The organism is Acinetobacter sp. GSS19, assembly GCF_028621895.1.
Classification (GTDB): Bacteria; Pseudomonadota; Gammaproteobacteria; order Pseudomonadales; family Moraxellaceae; genus Acinetobacter.
In genome coordinates this window covers 1,185,627-1,205,418 of sequence record NZ_CP117520.1, presented here as the reverse complement: position 1 = coordinate 1,205,418, position 19,792 = coordinate 1,185,627, and the positions used below count along the sequence as shown (strand labels likewise).

19 protein-coding genes are annotated in these 19,792 nt (G+C 46.5%); 2 read left to right on the top strand and 17 right to left on the bottom strand.

Annotated elements, in window-relative coordinates; translation table 11 throughout:
- Positions 1-240: 240 nt before the first annotated feature.
- Positions 241-936 carry a cupin domain-containing protein gene (locus PGW99_RS05780; RefSeq protein WP_273779272.1) on the bottom strand — a complete coding sequence of 232 codons (696 nt, stop codon included), beginning with the start codon at positions 934-936 and terminating at the stop codon, positions 241-243.
- Between the two features lie 487 nt (positions 937-1,423).
- On the opposite strand from PGW99_RS05780, the gene PGW99_RS05775 reads away from it, so the two are divergent.
- Positions 1,424-2,224, top strand: coding sequence for a thioesterase family protein (locus PGW99_RS05775; protein WP_273779271.1), 801 nt, complete (start codon positions 1,424-1,426; stop codon positions 2,222-2,224).
- A 121-nt stretch (positions 2,225-2,345) separates the two neighbouring features.
- On the opposite strand, the gene PGW99_RS05770 is transcribed toward PGW99_RS05775, so the two are convergent.
- Entirely contained in the window at positions 2,346-2,786 is a 441-nt protein-coding gene (locus tag PGW99_RS05770; protein ID WP_273779270.1) for a universal stress protein, read from the bottom strand.
- Between the two features lie 269 nt (positions 2,787-3,055).
- Here PGW99_RS05770 and PGW99_RS05765 point away from each other — a divergent pair, with 269 nt between their 5' ends.
- Positions 3,056-3,421 carry a hypothetical protein gene (locus PGW99_RS05765; RefSeq protein ID WP_273779268.1) on the top strand — a complete coding sequence of 122 codons (366 nt, stop codon included), beginning with the start codon at positions 3,056-3,058 and terminating at the stop codon, positions 3,419-3,421.
- A 76-nt stretch (positions 3,422-3,497) separates the two neighbouring features.
- On the opposite strand, the gene gcvH is transcribed toward PGW99_RS05765, so the two are convergent.
- The 15 genes from gcvH to PGW99_RS05690 all read right to left on the bottom strand — a co-directional run bounded on the left by gcvH (position 3,498) and on the right by PGW99_RS05690 (position 19,788).
- Complete coding sequence (gene gcvH, locus PGW99_RS05760) at positions 3,498-3,872, bottom strand: glycine cleavage system protein GcvH (RefSeq protein WP_273779267.1); 375 nt, start codon at positions 3,870-3,872, stop codon at positions 3,498-3,500.
- A gap of 138 nt (positions 3,873-4,010) precedes the next feature.
- Positions 4,011-4,466, bottom strand: coding sequence for a MaoC family dehydratase (locus PGW99_RS05755; protein WP_273779266.1), 456 nt, complete (start codon positions 4,464-4,466; stop codon positions 4,011-4,013).
- Between the two features lie 15 nt (positions 4,467-4,481).
- Positions 4,482-6,308: an ABC transporter ATP-binding protein gene (locus tag PGW99_RS05750; protein ID WP_273779264.1), complete on the bottom strand. Its 1,827-nt coding sequence runs from the start codon at positions 6,306-6,308 to the stop codon at positions 4,482-4,484.
- A gap of 368 nt (positions 6,309-6,676) precedes the next feature.
- Positions 6,677-7,213, bottom strand: coding sequence for a DUF2058 domain-containing protein (locus tag PGW99_RS05745; RefSeq protein ID WP_273779263.1), 537 nt, complete (start codon positions 7,211-7,213; stop codon positions 6,677-6,679).
- Between the two features lie 9 nt (positions 7,214-7,222).
- Positions 7,223-7,903: a YoaK family protein gene (locus PGW99_RS05740; protein WP_273779261.1), complete on the bottom strand. Its 681-nt coding sequence runs from the start codon at positions 7,901-7,903 to the stop codon at positions 7,223-7,225.
- A gap of 25 nt (positions 7,904-7,928) precedes the next feature.
- Positions 7,929-9,125 carry a serine/threonine transporter SstT gene (gene sstT, locus PGW99_RS05735; RefSeq protein WP_273779260.1) on the bottom strand — a complete coding sequence of 399 codons (1,197 nt, stop codon included), beginning with the start codon at positions 9,123-9,125 and terminating at the stop codon, positions 7,929-7,931.
- 90 nt (positions 9,126-9,215) lie between these two features.
- Positions 9,216-10,958 carry a SulP family inorganic anion transporter gene (locus tag PGW99_RS05730; RefSeq protein WP_273779258.1) on the bottom strand — a complete coding sequence of 581 codons (1,743 nt, stop codon included), beginning with the start codon at positions 10,956-10,958 and terminating at the stop codon, positions 9,216-9,218.
- A gap of 102 nt (positions 10,959-11,060) precedes the next feature.
- Positions 11,061-11,378, bottom strand: a complete 318-nt coding sequence (locus tag PGW99_RS05725) for an ArsR/SmtB family transcription factor (RefSeq protein WP_273779257.1) — start codon at positions 11,376-11,378, stop codon at positions 11,061-11,063.
- A gap of 342 nt (positions 11,379-11,720) precedes the next feature.
- Positions 11,721-12,893 carry a thiolase family protein gene (locus PGW99_RS05720; protein ID WP_273779256.1) on the bottom strand — a complete coding sequence of 391 codons (1,173 nt, stop codon included), beginning with the start codon at positions 12,891-12,893 and terminating at the stop codon, positions 11,721-11,723.
- Positions 12,894-12,989: 96 nt separating this feature from the next.
- Positions 12,990-13,661, bottom strand: a complete 672-nt coding sequence (locus PGW99_RS05715) for a CoA transferase subunit B (protein ID WP_273779255.1) — start codon at positions 13,659-13,661, stop codon at positions 12,990-12,992.
- A 2-nt stretch (positions 13,662-13,663) separates the two neighbouring features.
- A complete protein-coding gene (locus tag PGW99_RS05710; protein ID WP_273779253.1) occupies positions 13,664-14,371 on the bottom strand; it encodes a CoA transferase subunit A in 708 nt (235 codons plus the stop codon).
- Between the two features lie 96 nt (positions 14,372-14,467).
- The gene (locus PGW99_RS05705; RefSeq protein WP_273779252.1) at positions 14,468-15,370 is read right to left on the bottom strand and encodes a hydroxymethylglutaryl-CoA lyase; all 903 of its coding nucleotides are present in this window, start codon (positions 15,368-15,370) and stop codon (positions 14,468-14,470) included.
- Positions 15,367-17,361: an acetyl/propionyl/methylcrotonyl-CoA carboxylase subunit alpha gene (locus PGW99_RS05700; protein WP_273779251.1), complete on the bottom strand. Its 1,995-nt coding sequence runs from the start codon at positions 17,359-17,361 to the stop codon at positions 15,367-15,369. Before PGW99_RS05700 ends, PGW99_RS05705 begins: the two co-directional genes overlap by 4 nt.
- A gap of 20 nt (positions 17,362-17,381) precedes the next feature.
- Positions 17,382-18,176, bottom strand: coding sequence for an enoyl-CoA hydratase/isomerase family protein (locus tag PGW99_RS05695; protein WP_273779250.1), 795 nt, complete (start codon positions 18,174-18,176; stop codon positions 17,382-17,384).
- A gap of 10 nt (positions 18,177-18,186) precedes the next feature.
- Positions 18,187-19,788 (bottom strand): carboxyl transferase domain-containing protein, encoded by a 1,602-nt coding sequence (locus PGW99_RS05690; protein WP_273779249.1) that lies wholly within the window; start codon positions 19,786-19,788, stop codon positions 18,187-18,189.
- Positions 19,789-19,792: the final 4 nt, after the last annotated feature.

The following is a 19,792-nucleotide window of genomic DNA, read 5'->3' as shown; positions in this document are numbered from 1 at the left end:
AGGTCGCATCCAAGCCGGATAAATTTACTTTTTTACATGATCGGTTCAGTGCTCTCTCATCAGTGGTTAAGAAATAACAGATGCATATTGTTATATGAATAATGTAATGATTTTTCGATGATTAAGCTAGCCTGCTTTAGACGAGTGAAAGCTTACCAATATGAGATATATTGGAGTTTAGACTCCTAGATAGTATTTTCTTTTTTAGATTAGATCGAAGAATGATTTAAAACTATTGCATTATTCAATTTCAAAGCGGCATACATTGATATGTTCTAAAGGTGCGCTTTTAATCCAGACACAGGCCCCTTGTGCACCGACTTTTAATTCCAGTGGCATTCCTGCGGGTAGACGGATCCATGACCAGGTTTCCATGATTTCCGGACCGGACTGAAATGAGCCAGAGACTACAAACACTTCCAACCCCGATGGATTGAGAATTGTCCGTGTGGTATTCGCACACCAGCTTTCCAGACGAACTTCTTCATCAAACTGATCGAAAAGAACCATGGAGTGGTCGTGTTGCGTGGAGAAAATCATGTCATTTGAAGGGAGGATACTGATGCGCTGATGATCATCCTGCCGAAATTGCCATAATTTGACTAAAATAGTGCAGCCTTGATCCGAGCGTGGTGTATGCATTGAACCTGGAGGATTTCGTACATAACTGCCTGCTGGATAATCTCCATGTTCATCCTGAAAAATCCCTTTAAGAACTAGAAACTCCTCACCACCACTATGAATATGTTGAGGGAATTGGCTGCCTGCTGCATATTCAACGATCGAGGTGGCACGCGCTTTTTCATTGCCGACCCGATAGAGAATTCGGCGTTTCACGCCTTGTGCTGGACTATCGATCCATGGTTGTTGGCGAGCATGTACAATCGTTGCTACTGACAGATCATCATTCACGCGAATCATAGAGTTATGTGCCATATCCAGTCATCCAGGCTCAGGATTGCATAGAGATTTTAACTTAGCATATCTTGCATCTGAATCAATGAAAATGATTGCTCAAATATCAAAAAATAACTGAATGACAATAAGATACATCAGTTGTGCTGTGCTTATCGGCAGAAGAGAAAAACCAAAATTCATCAAATAACTTAATCCTTGGTTGAAGGTAAGCCTTTCAAAACCGATGGGGATCATCAAAGAAAAGCGACGATTCAGTCAGTTAATTTCATTGACGCAGAGGGTCTAAATCTATGAAAAAGGAAAACAGTTTTGATCGGAGTTCCGATTTTGTCTGACGTAAAACAGATTTAAAAATGTTGTGATTCGGCAACGGATGCAACCGCAATTTAAACAGGTTAGATAGAATCGGACATTGATTGTTCATCCTGCATGAATATTAAATATTAAATCAGGAAATTTAAAAAAGTGTTTGCAGCACGCTAATGAAAAAAAGACCAGGGAATTTATGTCAGCATATTATCAACTGATCCAACGTGATCAAGACAGCAACGGTCAAGTGACCGCCCATTACCGTTCCACTCTTCATGCACAAGGTGCATGGAATACCCATGAACAGCATATGGCTCCAGCTACCGGCATTGTTTGTGCTGAGCTGGAACAATTTATGCCACGTTCGGATATGCGAATTGGCCGGATCAGTTTGGATATTTTTGGTCTGATTGCCTTTGGTGATTTTAGCATCCAGACGCGAATTATTCGCCCCGGTAAAACCATTGAATTGATTGAAGCTGAGATGCAGGCGAATGGAAAAACCTGCATTATCGCACGCGCATGGCGCATGTTGATTCAGGACTCGACCAATATTGCCGGTCTGGAAGACCATCCTGTCGAACATCCGGAAAACCTGCCAGTATGGCAGGGGATTAAACGCTGGCCAGGCGGTTTTATTCAAAGCGTTGAAGCGCGAACTGACCAGCACCGGCCGGGTAAGGGAATTGTATGGTTACATACTCAAACCCAAATGATTGAAGGGCAGCAAACTAGTGATTTTGTCCGCCTGATGGGCTTGGTGGATACGGCAAATGGGGTTGTACCAAGACAACAAAACGAATTTGAATGGATGTTCCCGAATTTGGATCTACAGATTCATCTTTATCGCTGGCCACAAGGTGAATGGCTGGGTATTCAAGCTGTACAGCAATATGGACAAGATGGTATTGGTCTGACGAGCGCCGTGCTGCATGATGTGCATGGACCCTTTGGACGCAGTGAACAAATCCTTACCTTGAGAAAGATGTCAGCGTAACCGTAGCAAAAGAAAAAAACCGGATGATTTCATCCGGTTTTTTAATAAAAAATAACGATCTTTACGGTCATTTCCGGTATATTTTATTTCACTATTAAAATAGCCTAAGCAAAAAAAGAAATTATTTAACAACTAAAACCGGAATATGCGTTTTATTTAAAACATCCTGAGCAACACTACCCAACATTAATTTTTTCAAGCCCGTACGACCATGTGAACCAATCACGATCAAATCGGCACCAATCTCATGCGCAACATGCACAATACCGGTTTCAGTCGGCTCACCTTTAATAATTCGGTTCTCTGAAGCAATTCCAGCTTGCGCACAAATACTTTCAATTCGGGCTAGCACTTTTTTGGCATGAGCTTCAGCCTGAATAAAATATTCTGTAATGACAGGGGTGACATTATAAAAATCGACACCTACAAATGGATCCACTGCAATGACACACACAGCCGTAATTTTACTGTTAAAGGCTTTCGCCATCTGAATGGCCTGTTTGATTGCTGCCTGAGAAATATCTGAATCATCTACAGGTACAAGGATATGTTGAAAGGTCATGATGTTCTCCTTATTGTTATGGAATCTAGCGTGTTATTCCTATCATTTTTAAGGCTAGCATATTTGCTTGCAACAGCACGCACTACAAAAAATTATTTTTGCTGTTTTAAGTGGATTCATCTGTTTAAAAGCTAGACTTTATAAAATATTCAAGGACTAAGACTGCGTGATTAATCGTGTGAGACGTTGATCTGTTCACAATAAAAATTCCGCAAAGATGCAGAAAAATGATAGGATTTATGCGATTTTGTTCTCTGGAGCGCCGGGAAATGTCGCATTTATCAAAATATGTCGAGGCCATTTTGCATCCTGAACTCAATTGTGATTATGTGATCGATGATGTCAAAACCCGCGTTAAACAGTGGAATGAAGATGAAGTGGAAGTCACACAAGAGATTTCCACTTATCATTTTACTAACGGCGCAGTAATCAAGCGGGTGGTAGAGCAAAACCATGAACCTGTCGAGTTGGAAAATTGTGCTGAAGGCTGGATTATGTATATGGTGATGCAGCAGAACCAAACATTACCTGACATTCGACCGAAGCGGATTCAATTTAACTCAAGTTGTCGTGAAGCGTTCTGGCTACGTTATTTCCGTGATCCAAACAGTGGTCATTCCGCACTGATTTCCTGATCATTTGGCTAATCATTTCATGAGCACAAAAAAGGCATATCTATTGATATGCCTTTTGAATTATGTTGCAGCTGAATTATAAGCCCGCTTCATAATCCTGGTTTGAAAGTAGCTGTTCAATATCTGCCAGGTTGTCTGCTTTAATTTTATAAATCCAGCCCTTGCCATACGGATCTTCATTGACAAAATCCGGGTCATCTTCAAGCGCAGTATTGACCTCAACCACGACACCAGATACCGGTGCATGAATATCAGAAGCCGTTTTAACAGATTCCACAACACCGGCCTGTTCACCTGCAGTCACACGGCTACCGACTTCCGGGGTTTCAACATAGACCAGATCACCTAAAGCATCCTGCGCGTGGTCTGAGATACCCGTAATCACAAGATCACCTTCAATTTTTACCCATTCATGTGTATTTGCATACTTCAAATCTGAAGGATGATGCATGAGGACTCCTTAAAAGCATTCCACAATTTTTGCATTGTTTTATACATGGTTTTGTCTTAAAACAAAAGTTCTATTATGACTTTACTTGACCTTGTCAGTGACTTGCTTTCCTGCAAGTGTTTGATGGCGAAGGGCATATCAATTTACAGTTTCAGCCAAACTACGTCGGAACACCAGAATTTTGGTGGTCGAATTCATCAGGACTTCACCATTCTGGTTAAATGCCTGACTGTTATAGCTAACCAAACCTCGGTCAGCTTTGTTTTTCGATGGCTGGATTTCACTAATTTCCACTTCTACGTGGATCTGATCGCCCGGGCGTGTCGGTCGAGGCCAGCGCACGCTGGATTCAGCACCGATCAGACCATGCACGACAGGAAAACATTCCGTCCATAATCGCATCACGACAGCGGATGTATGCCAGCCGCTAGCAGCAAGCCCCTGAAAAATAGGGTGCTGCTGAGCTTCCTCTTCATCAAGATGGAAAGGTTGAGGATCATACATCTGAGCGAATTTCAGAATTTCGTCCAGTTTCATTTCATATTTGCGGCTGATAAAGCGATCACCTACCTGTAAATCTTCCAGATACAGCATTTTATGTTCCCTTGTTTATTGTTCTAGCAAAAAACCGCCCGTTTGACGTTGCCAAAGCTGGGCATAAATTCCATTTTGTGCGATCAGTTGTTCGTGTGTGCCTTGCTCGGCAATTTGACCCTGGTCGAGTACGATCAATCGGTCCATCTGCGCAATCGTCGATAAGCGGTGAGCAATTGCAATCACTGTTTTGTCCTGCATTAAACCATTTAAACTGGATTGAATGGCCGCTTCAACTTCTGAGTCCAGTGCACTGGTTGCTTCATCCAGAATCAGAATCGGTGCATCTTTCAGGAATACCCGGGCAATTGCGATACGCTGACGCTGACCACCGGACAATTTCACACCACGTTCTCCCACATAAGCATCATAACCGCTCTGTCCTCGGCCATCCATCAATTGTGGAATAAATTCGTCCGCTTTGGCCTTGGCTACGGCAATTTGCATCTCTTCATCGGTTGCATCGGGACGGCCATATTTAATATTTTCTGCTACGGTACGATGCAACAGAGAGGTATCCTGAGTGACTAATGCAATGTTGGCCCGTAAGCTGTCTTGCGTAACATCGGCAATATTCTGTCCATCAATCAGGATTTCACCCTGTTTCAATTCATAGAAATGCAGTAGTAACTGAATCAGCGTGGATTTTCCTGCACCCGAACGGCCGACAATGCCAATTTTTTCACCCGGACGAATATGCAGGTTGAAGTTCTCAATGACAGGTTTTGTATTGTAAGCAAACTGCAAATTACGAAACTCAATCTCACCATGTGAAACCTGTAATGGTTTTGCTTCAGGCTTGTCCGTAATTGTAATAGGCTTGGCTAGCGTGTGCATGCCATCCTGAATGGTTCCAATATTTTCAAACAGGGCTGCAATCTGCCACATGATGAAAAAAGCCATACTGTTGAGTTTTAAAATCATGGCTGTAGTTGCGGCAATAACACCAACACCCACCTGTCCATTGACCCAGAGATGAATCGCCACGCCAATCACACCGATAAACAAAACCGCGCTGAGGATGTGGATACTGATGTCAAACTGCGTACCCAGACGCATTTGCTTGTACACCGTTACCATGAATTCTTTCATGGATTGTTTGGCATATTGGCTTTCACGGCCAGCGTGGGCAAACAGTTTAACGGTTTGGATATTGGTATAGGCATCGGTTACACGCCCTGTCATTACGGCGCGCGCATCAGCCTGTTCCTGGGAAAGTTTGCCCAAACGTGGAATAAAATAGGTCGCGGCCACAATAAACAAGGCCAACCAGATGAGCAGGGGCAAGATCAGTTGCGTAGAAATTGCACCCAAGACCACAGAAATGGTAATGAAATACACAATCACATAGGCAAAGATATCCCCCAAGATGACCCAGAATTCGCGTACGGCAAGAGCGGTTTGCATGACTTTGGCCGACAGACGTCCGGCAAAATCATTATGGAAAAAATCCAGGCTCTGACGTAGCAACAAATTATGAAAGCGCCAGCGTAAACGCATTGGGAAGGTACTGTACAGAATCTGATGCTTGACGATGGACTGCAAACTGGCAAAGAAAATATTGGCAAACAAAATCACGCTGAGCATTATCAGATTGAGCCGGTGATTCTCATAGAAATGCTCGGGCTTGGAAGTATTGAGCCAGTCCACCAGTTGTCCGATCTGAGAAAACAGGATGGCTTCAAAGGCTGCCGCACCCGCAGTACAAATCACCAAGGCCAGCAGATACGGGCGAACCCCCTCGGCGGCTTGCCAGATAAATGCAAAAAATCGCTTAGGTAGAGGTTCGTAAAGACGTTTCGAGGGATACGCATCAACTCGCTTTTCGAACCATTTCAGCATAATAAACTCACAATATAAAAAGTATTCAAGAATTCCGCCGGATGCGGCATCATTGATGGATGAATAAAGGGCTGTTGAGCATCGAATCAGAAACGGCGTATGTTCTAATCCTGAATCAGAGAATGTCTCAGTCTTGCAACAAGTAAACGTCGGTATGGCTTACCTTTTAGCCATCATGCAATACTCAATTCTCTGCTAAAAATAGCAGATAGAAAAAGTGATTGATCTAAAAAGCCCTATTTTTCAGTATAGAACAATCCAAACTCATGTATAAAAGCGAATGAAACGGTTTAAGCAGATACACAAACCGTTCGTCTTCTCGACTTTTCAATGCTTAGCAAAAAATCATCAGAATAATCAACTACTTTTTACCACATCAAATCATCCGGAATGACATAAGCCGCATATGGATCTTCTTCATCTGTGGTCTGTTCATTCTTTTCCGAATTATCGACGATAATAAAACCCTGCATTTTTTCATTGATGCGTTCCGCCAATGCTTTAGGCAAGCAGGCATAACGATCCTGATCTTTTGCAATGACTAGACTGCCAGCGACCAGTGCATTGTAAATTTGCTGGTTGATATACACTTTTTTGATTTTATCTTCATCGATAAACTGATAGCTGATCTCACCATCGGTATCCCGAATTTTGTGCTGGTTAATCATTTGCACAATTGATGCCTTGAGCGCTTTTTCTTCAAGTTGGCGCTGTTTTTCCTGGTTGAGAGCCTGATCTTTGGCCAGTTTTTCCTGCTGGGCCTTTTCCAGCTCGGCTTTCAGTTCGGCTTCATTGCTTTGTCCAGTGCGTTGTTCATGTTGAGCCTGTTTGCTCAGTTTTTTTGCTTTTTTATTGTCCACTAAACCAGCTTTTAACAGTTGAGCCTGAAGCGCATTTTTAACCATAACAACTCTCTAAACATCCGAACGATAGTGAAAATAGAAATAATAAACAGCCCAATAGCCCAGACTCAGCAACATGCTTAACGCCACAGGCACTAAAAACGAATCCAGGCCGAGAAGGGGATAGAGCACTGCCGCAATGATACCGCCCACCAAGAAGCCCAGTAAAATCAGAAAATGTAAAATAATCCTGCGATGATCTACATGTAAACCACGCGCCAGATAGCCAAAGGCCAGTCCCAAATCGGTCAGTACGCCGGATAAATGTGTGGTTCGAATAATGGTGCCTTTATAGTGGCTGACCATGGCATTTTGTACCCCCATTGCAGCACTGGCCCAAAGCAGGGAGTAGGCGGGGAAATACGGCACAAAAACCCAGCAGAACAACAGGAACAGCCCCACCAGTGTCAACGGAATTCCGTAGCGGTGCCCAAACTGAAAATGGCTATTACCCAGGATCACTCCGCTATAGAAAGATCCCAGTACATAACAGAACAGTACCAATGCCAGATAGAGCACATGAGCATAATCGGCCTTGATCAGCGCCATCGCGATATTACTGACATTACCAGTCATATGCGAGATGGACTGATGTAATACCGTTAATAAGCCCATTACATTGACCATGCCCGCATTTAAAGCAAGCATGAAGGCTCCCGCCTGAACCCATTTCGGCAAATGTTGTAATGGCATAAGCAACTCACTGATGTCGCGTAAATTATTTTTTGCTAATCAAATCAACAGCACAGGTGAATAATACATCAGTTGAGGAGTTAATGGCAGTTTCTGTTGAGTCTTGTAAAATTGAAATGACCATACCAATCGCAACGACCTGCATGGCGATTTCAGACGGAATGCCAAACAGGCCACATGCGACCGGAATCAGCAGCAAGGAACCCCCAGCTACCCCTGATGCACCACAGGCAGAAATAGTCGCCACTACTGAAAGGATCAGCATACTCACCAGACTCACTTCAATAGCTAAAGTATGTGCAGCAGCCAAGGTGAGTACAGTAATGGTCACGGCCGCGCCTCCCATATTTACGGTTGCACCGAGTGGAATCGCAATCCCAGACAGGGATGGATTTACCCCCAGACGTTTGGCCAAATCCAGATTGACTGGAATATTGGCTGCCGAACTACGGGTAAAAAAGGCAGTGAGGCCACTTTCACGCAAGCAGGTGAAAACCAGTGGATAGGGATTTTGACGGATCGTGATCCAGACAATGAGCGGGTTGATCACCAGTGCAACAAATAGCATGGTGCCTAGCAAAACAGCAAGAAGATGAGCATAGCTACTCAGGGTTGCCAGCCCAGCATCGGCAAAGGTCACGGCTACCAGACCAAAAATTCCCACAGGTGCAAAAGCAATCACCCAACGGATAACCTGATTAATCGCCAAAGCAAAATCTTGTAAAGTCGTTTTGGTCTGATCACTGGCATGACGTAAACCAATACCTAAACCCACAGCCCAAGCCAAAATGCCAATAAAGTTTGCTTCAGAAAGCGCGGTGATGGGATTAGTGACAAAGCTGAGTAACAAGTTCTTCAGGATTTCACTCAGGTTTCCTGGCGGTTGCAGGTTACTTTGTGCCGGAATGTCTAAAAATAGGGTACTTGGAAATAAAATACTGGCAGAGACCGCACTGATGGCGGCCAGTAACATGCCAATCACATACAGTATGAGCACGGGTCTGATGTGTGTACCATGACCAACTTTAAAATTAGCGATGGAAGACATCACCAATACAAAAACCAGAATCGGTGCGACCGATTTTAAGGCCTTGATAAAAATGTCGCCCAATAAGCTGAGGTAAGGTGTGAATTGTGGAAACAGCCATGCAATCGCAATACCGAGCACAATCGCAAGCATAATGCGTTGCACCAGACCCAATCGGGAGAAGAGAGCAGACATAACGAGGCCCTGAGGGAGAAAAACAAAGGCGGCATTTTATACCAAGAAGTCTAAAGTCAAAATGCTTTTAGCGAAATGTCATCGCTGTAATCAGCGGACTTTTGGCTGCAGTCCATATATGTCAGGATCCAGCGCCTGGACAGCCAAATAATGCGAAAGAAAAATCTGCCCGGATAAATGCTGGGGAAATTCTGCACTGTTGAGCTTGTCAATCACCGGTCCTTTAACCTCGGATAAATGCAGTTGAATACCGAGTTTCTCCAGTTCATCATTGACTTCCTCTAGCATTTCAAGAGCGCTCAGATCAATCGCAGAGATACTGGAACAGTTAATAATCACATGCTGCAGCTCAGGATTTTGGCTTACTTCGGTAATAATGTAGCCTTTAATGCTGTTGGCATTCAGAAAATTCAGGTTCTCATCAATCCGCATGGAAAAAATTTTGGGGCTCGTCCGTACTTCATGACGGGAAATATTACGAAAATGCTGGGTGCCTTCCACCAGCCCCAGTGTAGCGACGTGGGGACGACTAATCCGCCAGAGCATAAGGATAAAAGTGGAAATGATGCCGAGCAGCAAACCGCTGCTCAGATCAATCAACAAGACTGCAAAAAAAGTGATCCACATGGCCAGACCATCAGCTTTGGAATAACGCCAAGTATCAAAAAAAGTCTGAAATTGCACCAGTTTCCAGATTGAGACCAGAATGGTAGCTGCCAAAATAGCCAGCGGCAAGTGAGTAAAAATACTGGTGAAAAACAGTCCGACAATCACAATAAACAGCGAAGACAGAACACCGGCCATGGGTGTTTTGGCACCTGCTTCAGCATTCACTACAGTCCGTGACAAACTGCCAGTGACCGGAAATGCTGAACTGATCCCCGCACTGAGATTAGCCAGTCCCAAGGCGATTAACTCCTGATTGTTATTCAGGTTGCTACGTTTCTGTAAAGCCGTGGCCTGTGCAATCGATAAAGACTCGACAAAGCTGATCATGGCAATCATAAATGCACCTGGCAGCAGTTGTAGCAGCATGGATAAAGACCATTCTGGCATGTGCAACGGTGGAAAGCCTTGAGGAATAGGACCGACGGTTTTGAGTTGTTGCAAGTCAATCCAGTGGAACTGAACCACCGCAATCGACAATAACACCATAACGAGGGGCAATGACTTGATCATGAAGTCAAGCGTGTGTCCGGAAAATGGTAGAAAACTCCGTAACAATAGCGGAGTAAACAATAAAAAGGTCAGGCCGGCCAAGCCGAATAATAGGCTTTCTATGTTCGTCGCTGGCCAGTGTTGCCAAGCACTCATGACAAATTTGATCAGATTGTCACCCTGTAAGGGGATATCAAACAGAAACTTGAGCTGTCCCAGCGCAATCAGTACGGCTGAGGCGATCACAAAACTTTTAATTACGGGATGGCTGATCAGCTGAATCAGAAAACCAAAACGCAATACACCCAATAACACTGAAATGCCACCGGTCAGTAGGGCCAGCAGCATTGCGGCTTCAATATAGGCTGCGGAACCAACACTATAAAAAGGACTCAGCGCTGCATAGGTCATCATGGAAATCAGGGCAACCGGACCAATCGACAAGGTCGGGCTACCACCAAACAAGGCATAAACTAGCATTGGGAAAACACTGGCATATAAACCCATGACCGGAGGAAGTCCCGCCAACATGGCATAAGCCATGCCTTGCGGCACCAGCATGGCGATCACGATCAGGGCCGAAAGTAAGTCAGCCCTAAAGCTTTGCGCATCATAATAACGCAACCATTGGCTGGCGGGGATCAGCTGTTTCAGGTTTATGCGGGACACAGGCATCACATGTTCTAAATCATTTTTGATCTATTATGCAGAAAATGCGAAGTTAATTCCTGTGCAAATGGCCTGAATCCAGTCAGGTTGTCTCGATTTAAGAGAAGTTCAGTTAGACGTCTTCGGGCAATAGAGTTCGTACATCAAGCTGAGTACTGAAGTCAGATGGGGGTCTTTAATTGAATAAAAAATCTGTTTTCCATCACGACGGGTATTTACCACATCACTTTTACGCAGCATCATCAGTTGCTGGGATAAGGTCGGTTGCAAAATTCCGGTTTTTTGTTCGATCTCGGAAACATTCAGTTCTTCGAGTGCCAGATGACAAAGAATAAGCAAACGATCCGTATTCGCCATTGCCTTTAACACCCCAACAACCTGGTCGGCGGCTGCTCTCATTTCGAGAATTTCGCTTGGTTTATTCATTCTGGCCCCCTTTATTTTTCACCGCGCCATTATAAGAGATTCAGCATCCGGGCATTGAAATGCTTCTGTAATCTGATGAATTCACTCAAGAAAAACTAAATAGTTGAATAATCAAGTATCCTTATGATTTTTCGATGTTTTTTGTAAGTAATTTTTCCTTAGCATTTTATTTCATAAGGTTATGAAAATTTCATCATTGAATGAGAATCTAAATACGTCTTTTTTACCTATCGTTCATAAAAGTATGTGAGTTGAAAATGGCAATATTAGTGAACTAAAGCCAATAAAAAAAACCGTGAGTCGATCACGGTTTTACCCAAAGCAATCGCTGTCTAATCCAGACTATATTTCAATCGCCACCGCAGTTGCTTCACCACCGCCTATACACAAGGTGGCAACTCCTTTGGTTTTTCCAAGACGTTTTAGGGCATAAATCAAAGACAGAATAATCCGTGCTCCCGTGGCGCCAATCGGATGACCGAGGGCACAAGCGCCGCCGTGAATATTAACTTTGGCTTCATCAATACCCAAATCATGGATCGGAGCCATCGCCACCATAGCGAAAGCTTCATTGATTTCCCACAAATCGACTTCCTCGACCAGCCAGCCAGCTCGATTTAACACTTTTTTAATTGCCCCAATCGGTGCAATGGTAAATTCGCTTGGATGCTGGGAATGGCAAGAAGTCGCGACAATTTTAGCTAGAACCGGCAAGCCCATCTGCTGTGCATGCTGTTCAGTGGTAAGTAATAAGGCGGCAGCACCATCCGAAATTGAACTCGAGTTTGCCGCGGTAATCGTACCATCTTTAGCAAAAGCAGGGCGCAGGGTGGCAATCTTGTCCAGATTGGCCTTTAGGGGCTGTTCGTCTTGACTGACTATTTCGGTGCCTTTGCGTCCCTGAATTTCAACCGGTGCGATTTCATCAATAAAATAGCCTTCGGTAATGGCGGTTTGGGCTTTTTTCAGCGAATTGATGGCAAAATTGTCCATCTGTTCACGGCTAAAACCTTTCTGATTAGCTGCATCCTGCGCGAAGCTGCCCATCAGACGGCCGGTTTCTGCATCCTCCAAGCCATCGAGGAACATATGATCCTTGATGTCACCATGTCCCATGCGGTAGCCACCGCGTGCTTTTGGCAACAGGTAAGGGACATTGCTCATGGATTCCATGCCACCGGCTACGACGATTTTGGCACTGCCGGCTTTGAGGGCATCCGATGCCTGCAACACCGCTTTCATGGCAGAACCGCAGAGTTTGTTGATGGTGACGGCCCCAGTAGAATCTGGCAAACCCGCCTGGCGCATGGCCTGGCGTGCCGGGCCCTGCTTCAGGCCGGCAGGTAAAACACAGCCCATAATCACTTCATCGACCTGTTCAGGTGCTACACCTGCACGTTTGACAGTTTCACGGATCACCACTGCACCCAATTCAGGGGCGGTTAGGTCGGATAAACTGCCTTGAAAACCGCCCATCGGGGTACGGCTACCGGCAACGATCACAATATTCTGCATTTTCTGTCCCTAATTATTTTAGTTGTTTGTTGTGCTGTAAAAAGCCATCTGAAGATGACTTTCCAGCATTTTATAATGTTTTGTTACAGCAATCATTTAAACACAGACAGCCTGTGCATGTGCTTGCTGTACATGACATTTATTGATCAATGGTACGCCAGTCACCTGCTGAATCTGTTCAAAGCTGACACCATCCGCCAGCTCAATCAGCTCCACACCTTGAGGCGTAATATCCATCACACCCAAGTCGGTAATGATTCGATTCACTACAGCCTTACCCGTGAGTGGCAGGCTGCATTGCGGGACGATCTTTGGTGTACCGTCTTTGGCACAGTGCTCCATCAGTACCACCACTTTTTGCACGCCAGCCACCAGATCCATCGCGCCACCCATGCCTTTGACCTTTTTACCCGGAATCATCCAGTTGGCCAGATCACCGGTTTCAGAGACTTCCATTGCACCCAAAATAGCAATATTGACATGGCCACCACGAATCATGGCGAAGGACTCAGCACTGGAAAAAAATGCAGCGCCCGGGCGTGCCGTCACAGTTTGTTTGCCGGCATTGATCAGGTCAGCATCCACGGTTTCCGCAGTCGGGAACTCGCCAATACCGAGCAGTCCATTTTCAGACTGCAACCAGACATTGATATTTTCCGGGATATAGTTCGCGACCAGCGTTGGCAGGCCAATGCCCAGATTGACATAGAAACCGTCTTGCAGTTCTTGTGCGGCACGTTGCGCCATTTCATTACGAGTCCAAGCCATAATTACACAACCTCCGCTTTTAAAGTCATTTGTTCGATACGTTTTTCAGGATGCGCATTCACGATAATGCGATTGACATAAATGCCCGGTAAATGGATTTCATCCGGATCCAGTTCACCAATTTCGACCAGCTGCTCGACTTCGGCCACCGTGACTTTGCCGGCCATCGCGCACATCGGGTTAAAATTCTGTGCGGTTTTACGGAACACTAGATTGCCCGCCTTGTCGGCTTTATAAGCTTTGACCAATGCCACATCAGCGGTCAGAGAATTTTCCAGAATGTATTCTTTGCCGTCGAATTCACGCACTTCTTTGCCTTCGGCAATCAATGTGCCTACACCGGTTTGGGTAAAAAAGGCCGGGATGCCCGCACCGCCGGCACGCAGTTTTTCTGCCAAGGTGCCTTGTGGTGTCAGTTCGACTTCAAGTTCGCCACTTAAATATTGACGTTCAAACTCTTTGTTCTCACCGACATAAGACGAGATCATTTTTTTGATCTGTTTGGTTTCCAGCAACAGTCCCAATCCAAAACCATCGACACCGGCATTGTTGGAAATACAGGTCAGTTGTTTGACGCCGGTGTCTTTTAAGGCGGCAATCAGGGCTTCAGGAATACCGCAGAGTCCAAATCCTCCCACGGCGAGGGTTTGGCCATCTTTCACAATGTCTTGCAGTGCATCGGCTGCACTTTTAAATACTTTATTGGACATGCTGTTCTCTCTATTTATTCTGTCGTTCCATCAGGAGGCTGGTCATGTTTTATGACGGCTGCTGAGTCAGCTGAGCTGATCAGCGAGCCATCAGGCTTAGGCACAGCGGGTTTGCCAGTATACGTTCGCATAATTCGACGGATTGTCACGTTGCAGGATCTGGCTAATGTTCTGGCTGGCCTGCATCAGCGCATCAAGATTCAGTCCGGTTGAAAAGCCCATATGTGAGAGCAGGTAATACAGGTCTTCGGTAGACACATTGCCTGATGCGCCTTTGGCGTATGGACAACCACCCAGGCCGGCAATCGAGGAATCAAACACTCGGATGCCATGCTGCAAGGATTCATAAATGTTGGCGATGGCCATGCCATAGGTATTATGGAAATGTCCGGCCAACACAGACGCATCGAGTTCAGCCAGACAAGCCTGCCAGACCTTTTTCACCCGGTCTGGGGTGGCTGTGCCAATGGTTTCTCCGAGAGAGACTTCAGAGCAGCCCATCTCATAGAGTTTTTTCACCACCTGTGCAACCTGACGAGGATCGATCGCACCTTCATAAGGGCAGTCGACAATACAGGACACATAGCCACGTACGCGGATATTGCTGGCTTTGGCTTCCTGTAACACATCGGCAAACTTGTCAAAACTTTCCGCAATCGAACAGTTGATGTTTTTCCGGGTAAAGCTTTCGGAAGCTGCGGTAAATACTGCAACTTCCTGACAGCCAACAGCCTTGGCTGCTTCAAATCCCTTGATATTCGGTGTGAGCAGGCTAAAGCTGATCTCTGGATCTTTCGGCAGCATGGCATACAGTTCGTCACTGTGTGCCATCTGTGGTACCCATTTTGCAGAGACACAGGAGCCGACTTCAATGGAACGCAGACCGGTTTTCATCAAGTCCAGAATCAGGTCACGGCGCTGGCCGATGGTCAACGGCTGTTTTTCATTTTGCAGGCCATCACGTGGCCCGACTTCGACAATTTTGACAAATTCACTCATGCCACCGCCTCCTCAAAAGGCTGGAATTCCACCAGTTCATCACCGGCTTTGACCTGGTCACCGGCCTGGAAGTAAGAAGAAGCGATGATGCCGTCACTCGGTGCACGAATCGAGTATTCGATTTTCATCGCTTCCAGGGTCATCAAGACTTCATCTTTTTTCACTTGGGCGTTTGGCGCAAATAGCACCTGGGTAATCACGCCCGGCATTGGCGCTTTCAGGTTGCTGTCGGCAGCGCTGCTGTCTTCCTGCGCGTAGTCTGGATCGATATAGTCAAACTTGTAGCTCTGACCGGATTGGAACAGGGTAATGCGCTGTTGCTGCTGGCTGAAGGCCAGTTTCTGCTGCTGCACATCCAGATGGACATGTGCGGTATTTTGATCCAGCAACTCGCCTGCAACACGATAGGTCTTTTCCTGATACTGGGCAGTAAACCCGTGTTCTTCAGCGGTGAACTGTACCTTCAGCAGTTCAGTGCCATATTTCAGCTCGATGCTGTACTGGCTGCGAATATTCAGGCGCCATAACGGCTGTGCTTGCCAGACCGCGGAAACTTGCTGGGTATTTTTCTCAAGCAGGGTTAACAGTTCGATAAACGCCGCAGACACCACCAGTTTGGCATCCAGCTGCTGTTCGCTCTGGAACAGGAAATCATGTTCACGCTGGATCAGATTGGTATCCAATTTGGCTTGCTTGAATGAATCGCAAAGCACCAGACGATCCAGAAACGCAATGTTATTGCCCAAACCTTCGACATGGAACTGGCCTAGCGCATGGTGCATCTGAACCAGTGCAGCTTCACGGTTTTTGCCCCAGACAATCAGCTTGGCAATCATCGGGTCATAATAGGTGCTGATTTCATCACCTTCGACAATGCCGCTATCGACACGTACCGCAGCATTCTGAGCCGGATAGTGCAGATAACTGATTTTGCCAATCGCAGGCAAGAAACCTTTTTCCGGTTCTTCGGCATAAACACGTGCTTCAATAGCATGGCCGTGAATTTGCAATTCATCCTGCTGTTTTGGTAGTGGTTCACCAAAGGCCACACGCAATTGCCACTCTACCAAATCCTCACCAGTGATCATTTCAGTCACTGGATGCTCGACTTGCAAGCGGGTATTCATTTCCATGAAATAAGCAGTGCCATCTTGCTCGACAATAAATTCGACCGTACCGGCACCGACATAATTCACCGCACGCGCAGCATCAATCGCGGCCTGACGCATGGCGTCTAGTTTATGCGCGGGCATTTGTGGTGCAGGGGCTTCTTCCAGCACTTTCTGGTGACGGCGCTGCACAGAACAATCACGTTCAAACAGATGCACATAGTTGCCGTGGATGTCGCCAAACACCTGTACTTCAATATGGCGTGGCTGAATCACATAACGTTCAATTAATACGTCATCATTACCAAAGCTGGATTTTGCTTCACTCTTACAAGAGGACAGGGAACTGAGAAAATCTTCAGCACGTTCCACCAGACGCATGCCTTTACCACCACCACCGGCACTGGCTTTGATCAGTACCGGATAGCCGATACGATCTGCCTGTTCTTTCAGGAAAGCGGTATCCTGATTTTCCCCGTGATAGCCGGGTGTTAAAGGTACACCGGCTTTTTCCATCAAGGCTTTGGAGGTGGCTTTCAGGCCCATCGCCAAAATGGCTTCTACAGGTGGGCCAATAAAGACAATGTTGTTCTTTTCACAAGCCAAAGCGAACTGGTCATTTTCAGACAGAAAGCCGTAACCCGGATGGATCGCTTGGGCACCGGTATCCAGTGCGGCCTGAATGATGCGCTCCATTTGCAGGTAACTTTGTGCAGCCGGTGCCTGTCCAATATGCACGGCTTCATCGGCCAGTTTGACATGTTGTGATTGCGCATCGGCATCAGAATAGACGGCCACCGTAGCAATGCCGAGCTTTTTCGCGGTACGGATGACACGGCAGGCGATTTCACCACGGTTGGCAATTAAAATTTTCTCAAACATATCCTTATTCCTTATTGTTGTTATGCCGATGGGCGAATCCACGCCGGGCTGTGTTTGTTTAAAAAGGCATTCAAGCCATCTTTCGCCTCAGATCCTTGGCGTACATGGGCAATATGCTGTGCTGTCTGTAACCGCAGTTCTGGCGTCAGCGCTTTCTGATCGACCAATTGAATCAGCTGTTTCGAGGCCGCCTGAGCATCCGGACCACCCAGCAGGAGAGCTTGTACCATTTCATCAACTTTTAGATCCAGTTCTTCCGCTGCTGCGATTTCGTGGGCTAAACCGATATTCAGCGCCTGTTGTGCTGAAATGTGTTCCGCAGTCAGGAAGTAACGCGATGCCTGACGGGCACCAATGGCACGAATTACATACGGGCTGATGGTTGAAGGCGCCAAACCTAAACGTACCTCGGAAGTGGCAAATTTGGCATCGGTGCTGGCGATACAGATATCACAGGCAGATGCCAAGCCCATGCCCCCACCAAACGCGATGCCTTGTACGCGGGCGATGGTTGGTTGTTTCAGGGTCGCCAAACTATGCAGCATATTGGCCAGTTTCAAGGCATCCGCTTCATTTTCTGCCTGTGAGGCTTGGCCGGCTTGTTTCATCCAGTTTAGATCAGCGCCAGCAGAGAAACTTTTACCACGACCCGCCAGAATCACCACACGCACATCCTCACGCTCATTCAACTGGGTAAAACAGTCATACAGTTCTTCAATCACCTGAGTATTGAAGGCATTGTGCAGTTCCGGACGGTTCAGCCAGACATAGACCACTTGGTCGCGCTGTTCGAGTTGTAAAAATTGATAGCTCATCTTGCACCTCTTACATGCGGAACACGCCGAATTTGGTTGGCTGGATTGGCGCATTCAAGGCTGCTGCCAGACTTAAACCGAGTACCTGACGGGTTTGTGCCGGGTCGATCACGCCGTCATCCCACAGGCGGGCAGAGGCATAATACGGATGGCCTTGTTTTTCAAACTGGTCACGGAACGGTTGTTTAAACTGGTCTTCCTGTTCTGCTGACCAGCTTTCACCGCGCTGTTCGATCTGATCGCGTTTTAAGGTGGACAGTACGCTCGCCGCCTGTTCGCCCCCCATCACCGAAATACGCGAGTTTGGCCAGGTCCACAAGAAACGTGGCGAGTAGGCGCGACCGCACATGCCATAGTTTCCGGCACCAAACGAACCACCAATGATCAGGGTCAGCTTTGGCACATTAGCATTAGCGACGGCCATCACCAGTTTGGCACCATGCTTGGCAATGCCTTCATTTTCATACTGACGACCAACCATAAAGCCGGTAATGTTCTGAATGAACAGCAATGGAATATTGCGCTGGGTACACAGTTCAATAAAATGCGCGCCTTTTAGTGCCGATTCCGCAAACAGGATGCCATTGTTGGCAATAATCCCCACCGGCATGCCATATAAAGAGGCAAAGCCAGTCACTAGGGTTGAGCCAAAGCGTGCCTTGAATTCGTCAAAACGTGAACCATCCACAATGCGTGCAATCACTTCACGTACATCAAACGGTTTACGGGCATCGCTTGGCACCACACCATACAATTCTTTGGCATCGTAGAGTGGTGCTTCGATGTTTTCATCCAGCTGCTGACGTTTCTTATTCAGATTGGCCACCACATTACGCGCAATCGCAATCGCATGCTGGTCATTTTCCGCCAGATAATCCGCTACACCGGAGAGACGGGTGTGCACATCACCACCACCGAGATCTTCACTGCTGACCACTTCACCGGTCGCGGCTTTTACCAAAGGCGGGCCACCGAGGAAAATGGTGCCCTGATTGCGCACAATAATGGTTTCGTCCGACATGGCAGGTACATAAGCGCCACCCGCGGTACAGCTGCCCATCACCACGGCGATCTGGGCGATGCCCTGGCTTGACATGCGCGCCTGATTGTAGAAAATGCGGCCGAAATGATCACGATCCGGGAACACTTCATCCTGCAGCGGCAGGTAAGCACCGCCTGAATCGACCAGATAAATACATGGCAGATGGTTTTGTTCGGCAATTTCCTGCGCACGTAAATGTTTTTTCACGGTCATTGGATAGTAAGTACCGCCTTTGACCGTAGCATCATTGGCTACGATCATGCAGGTGATGCCATGCACCTGACCCACGCCGGCAATTACGCCAGCAGCAGGCACATCATCCTGATACACTTTATAAGCCGCCAGCTGACCAATTTCCAGAAATGCCGTGCCTGGGTCGATCAAATGATCAATACGCTCACGCGGTAACAGTTTGCCACGTGCCAGATGTTTTTCACGCGCGACTTCGCCACCACCTAAAGCGACTTTCTGCGCGACATTTTTCAGGTCATCCACCAGCATCTGCATGGCCTGCTGGTTGGTTTTGAAGTCTTCGCTTCGAATATTGATTTTGCTTTGTAATTGATTCATAGAG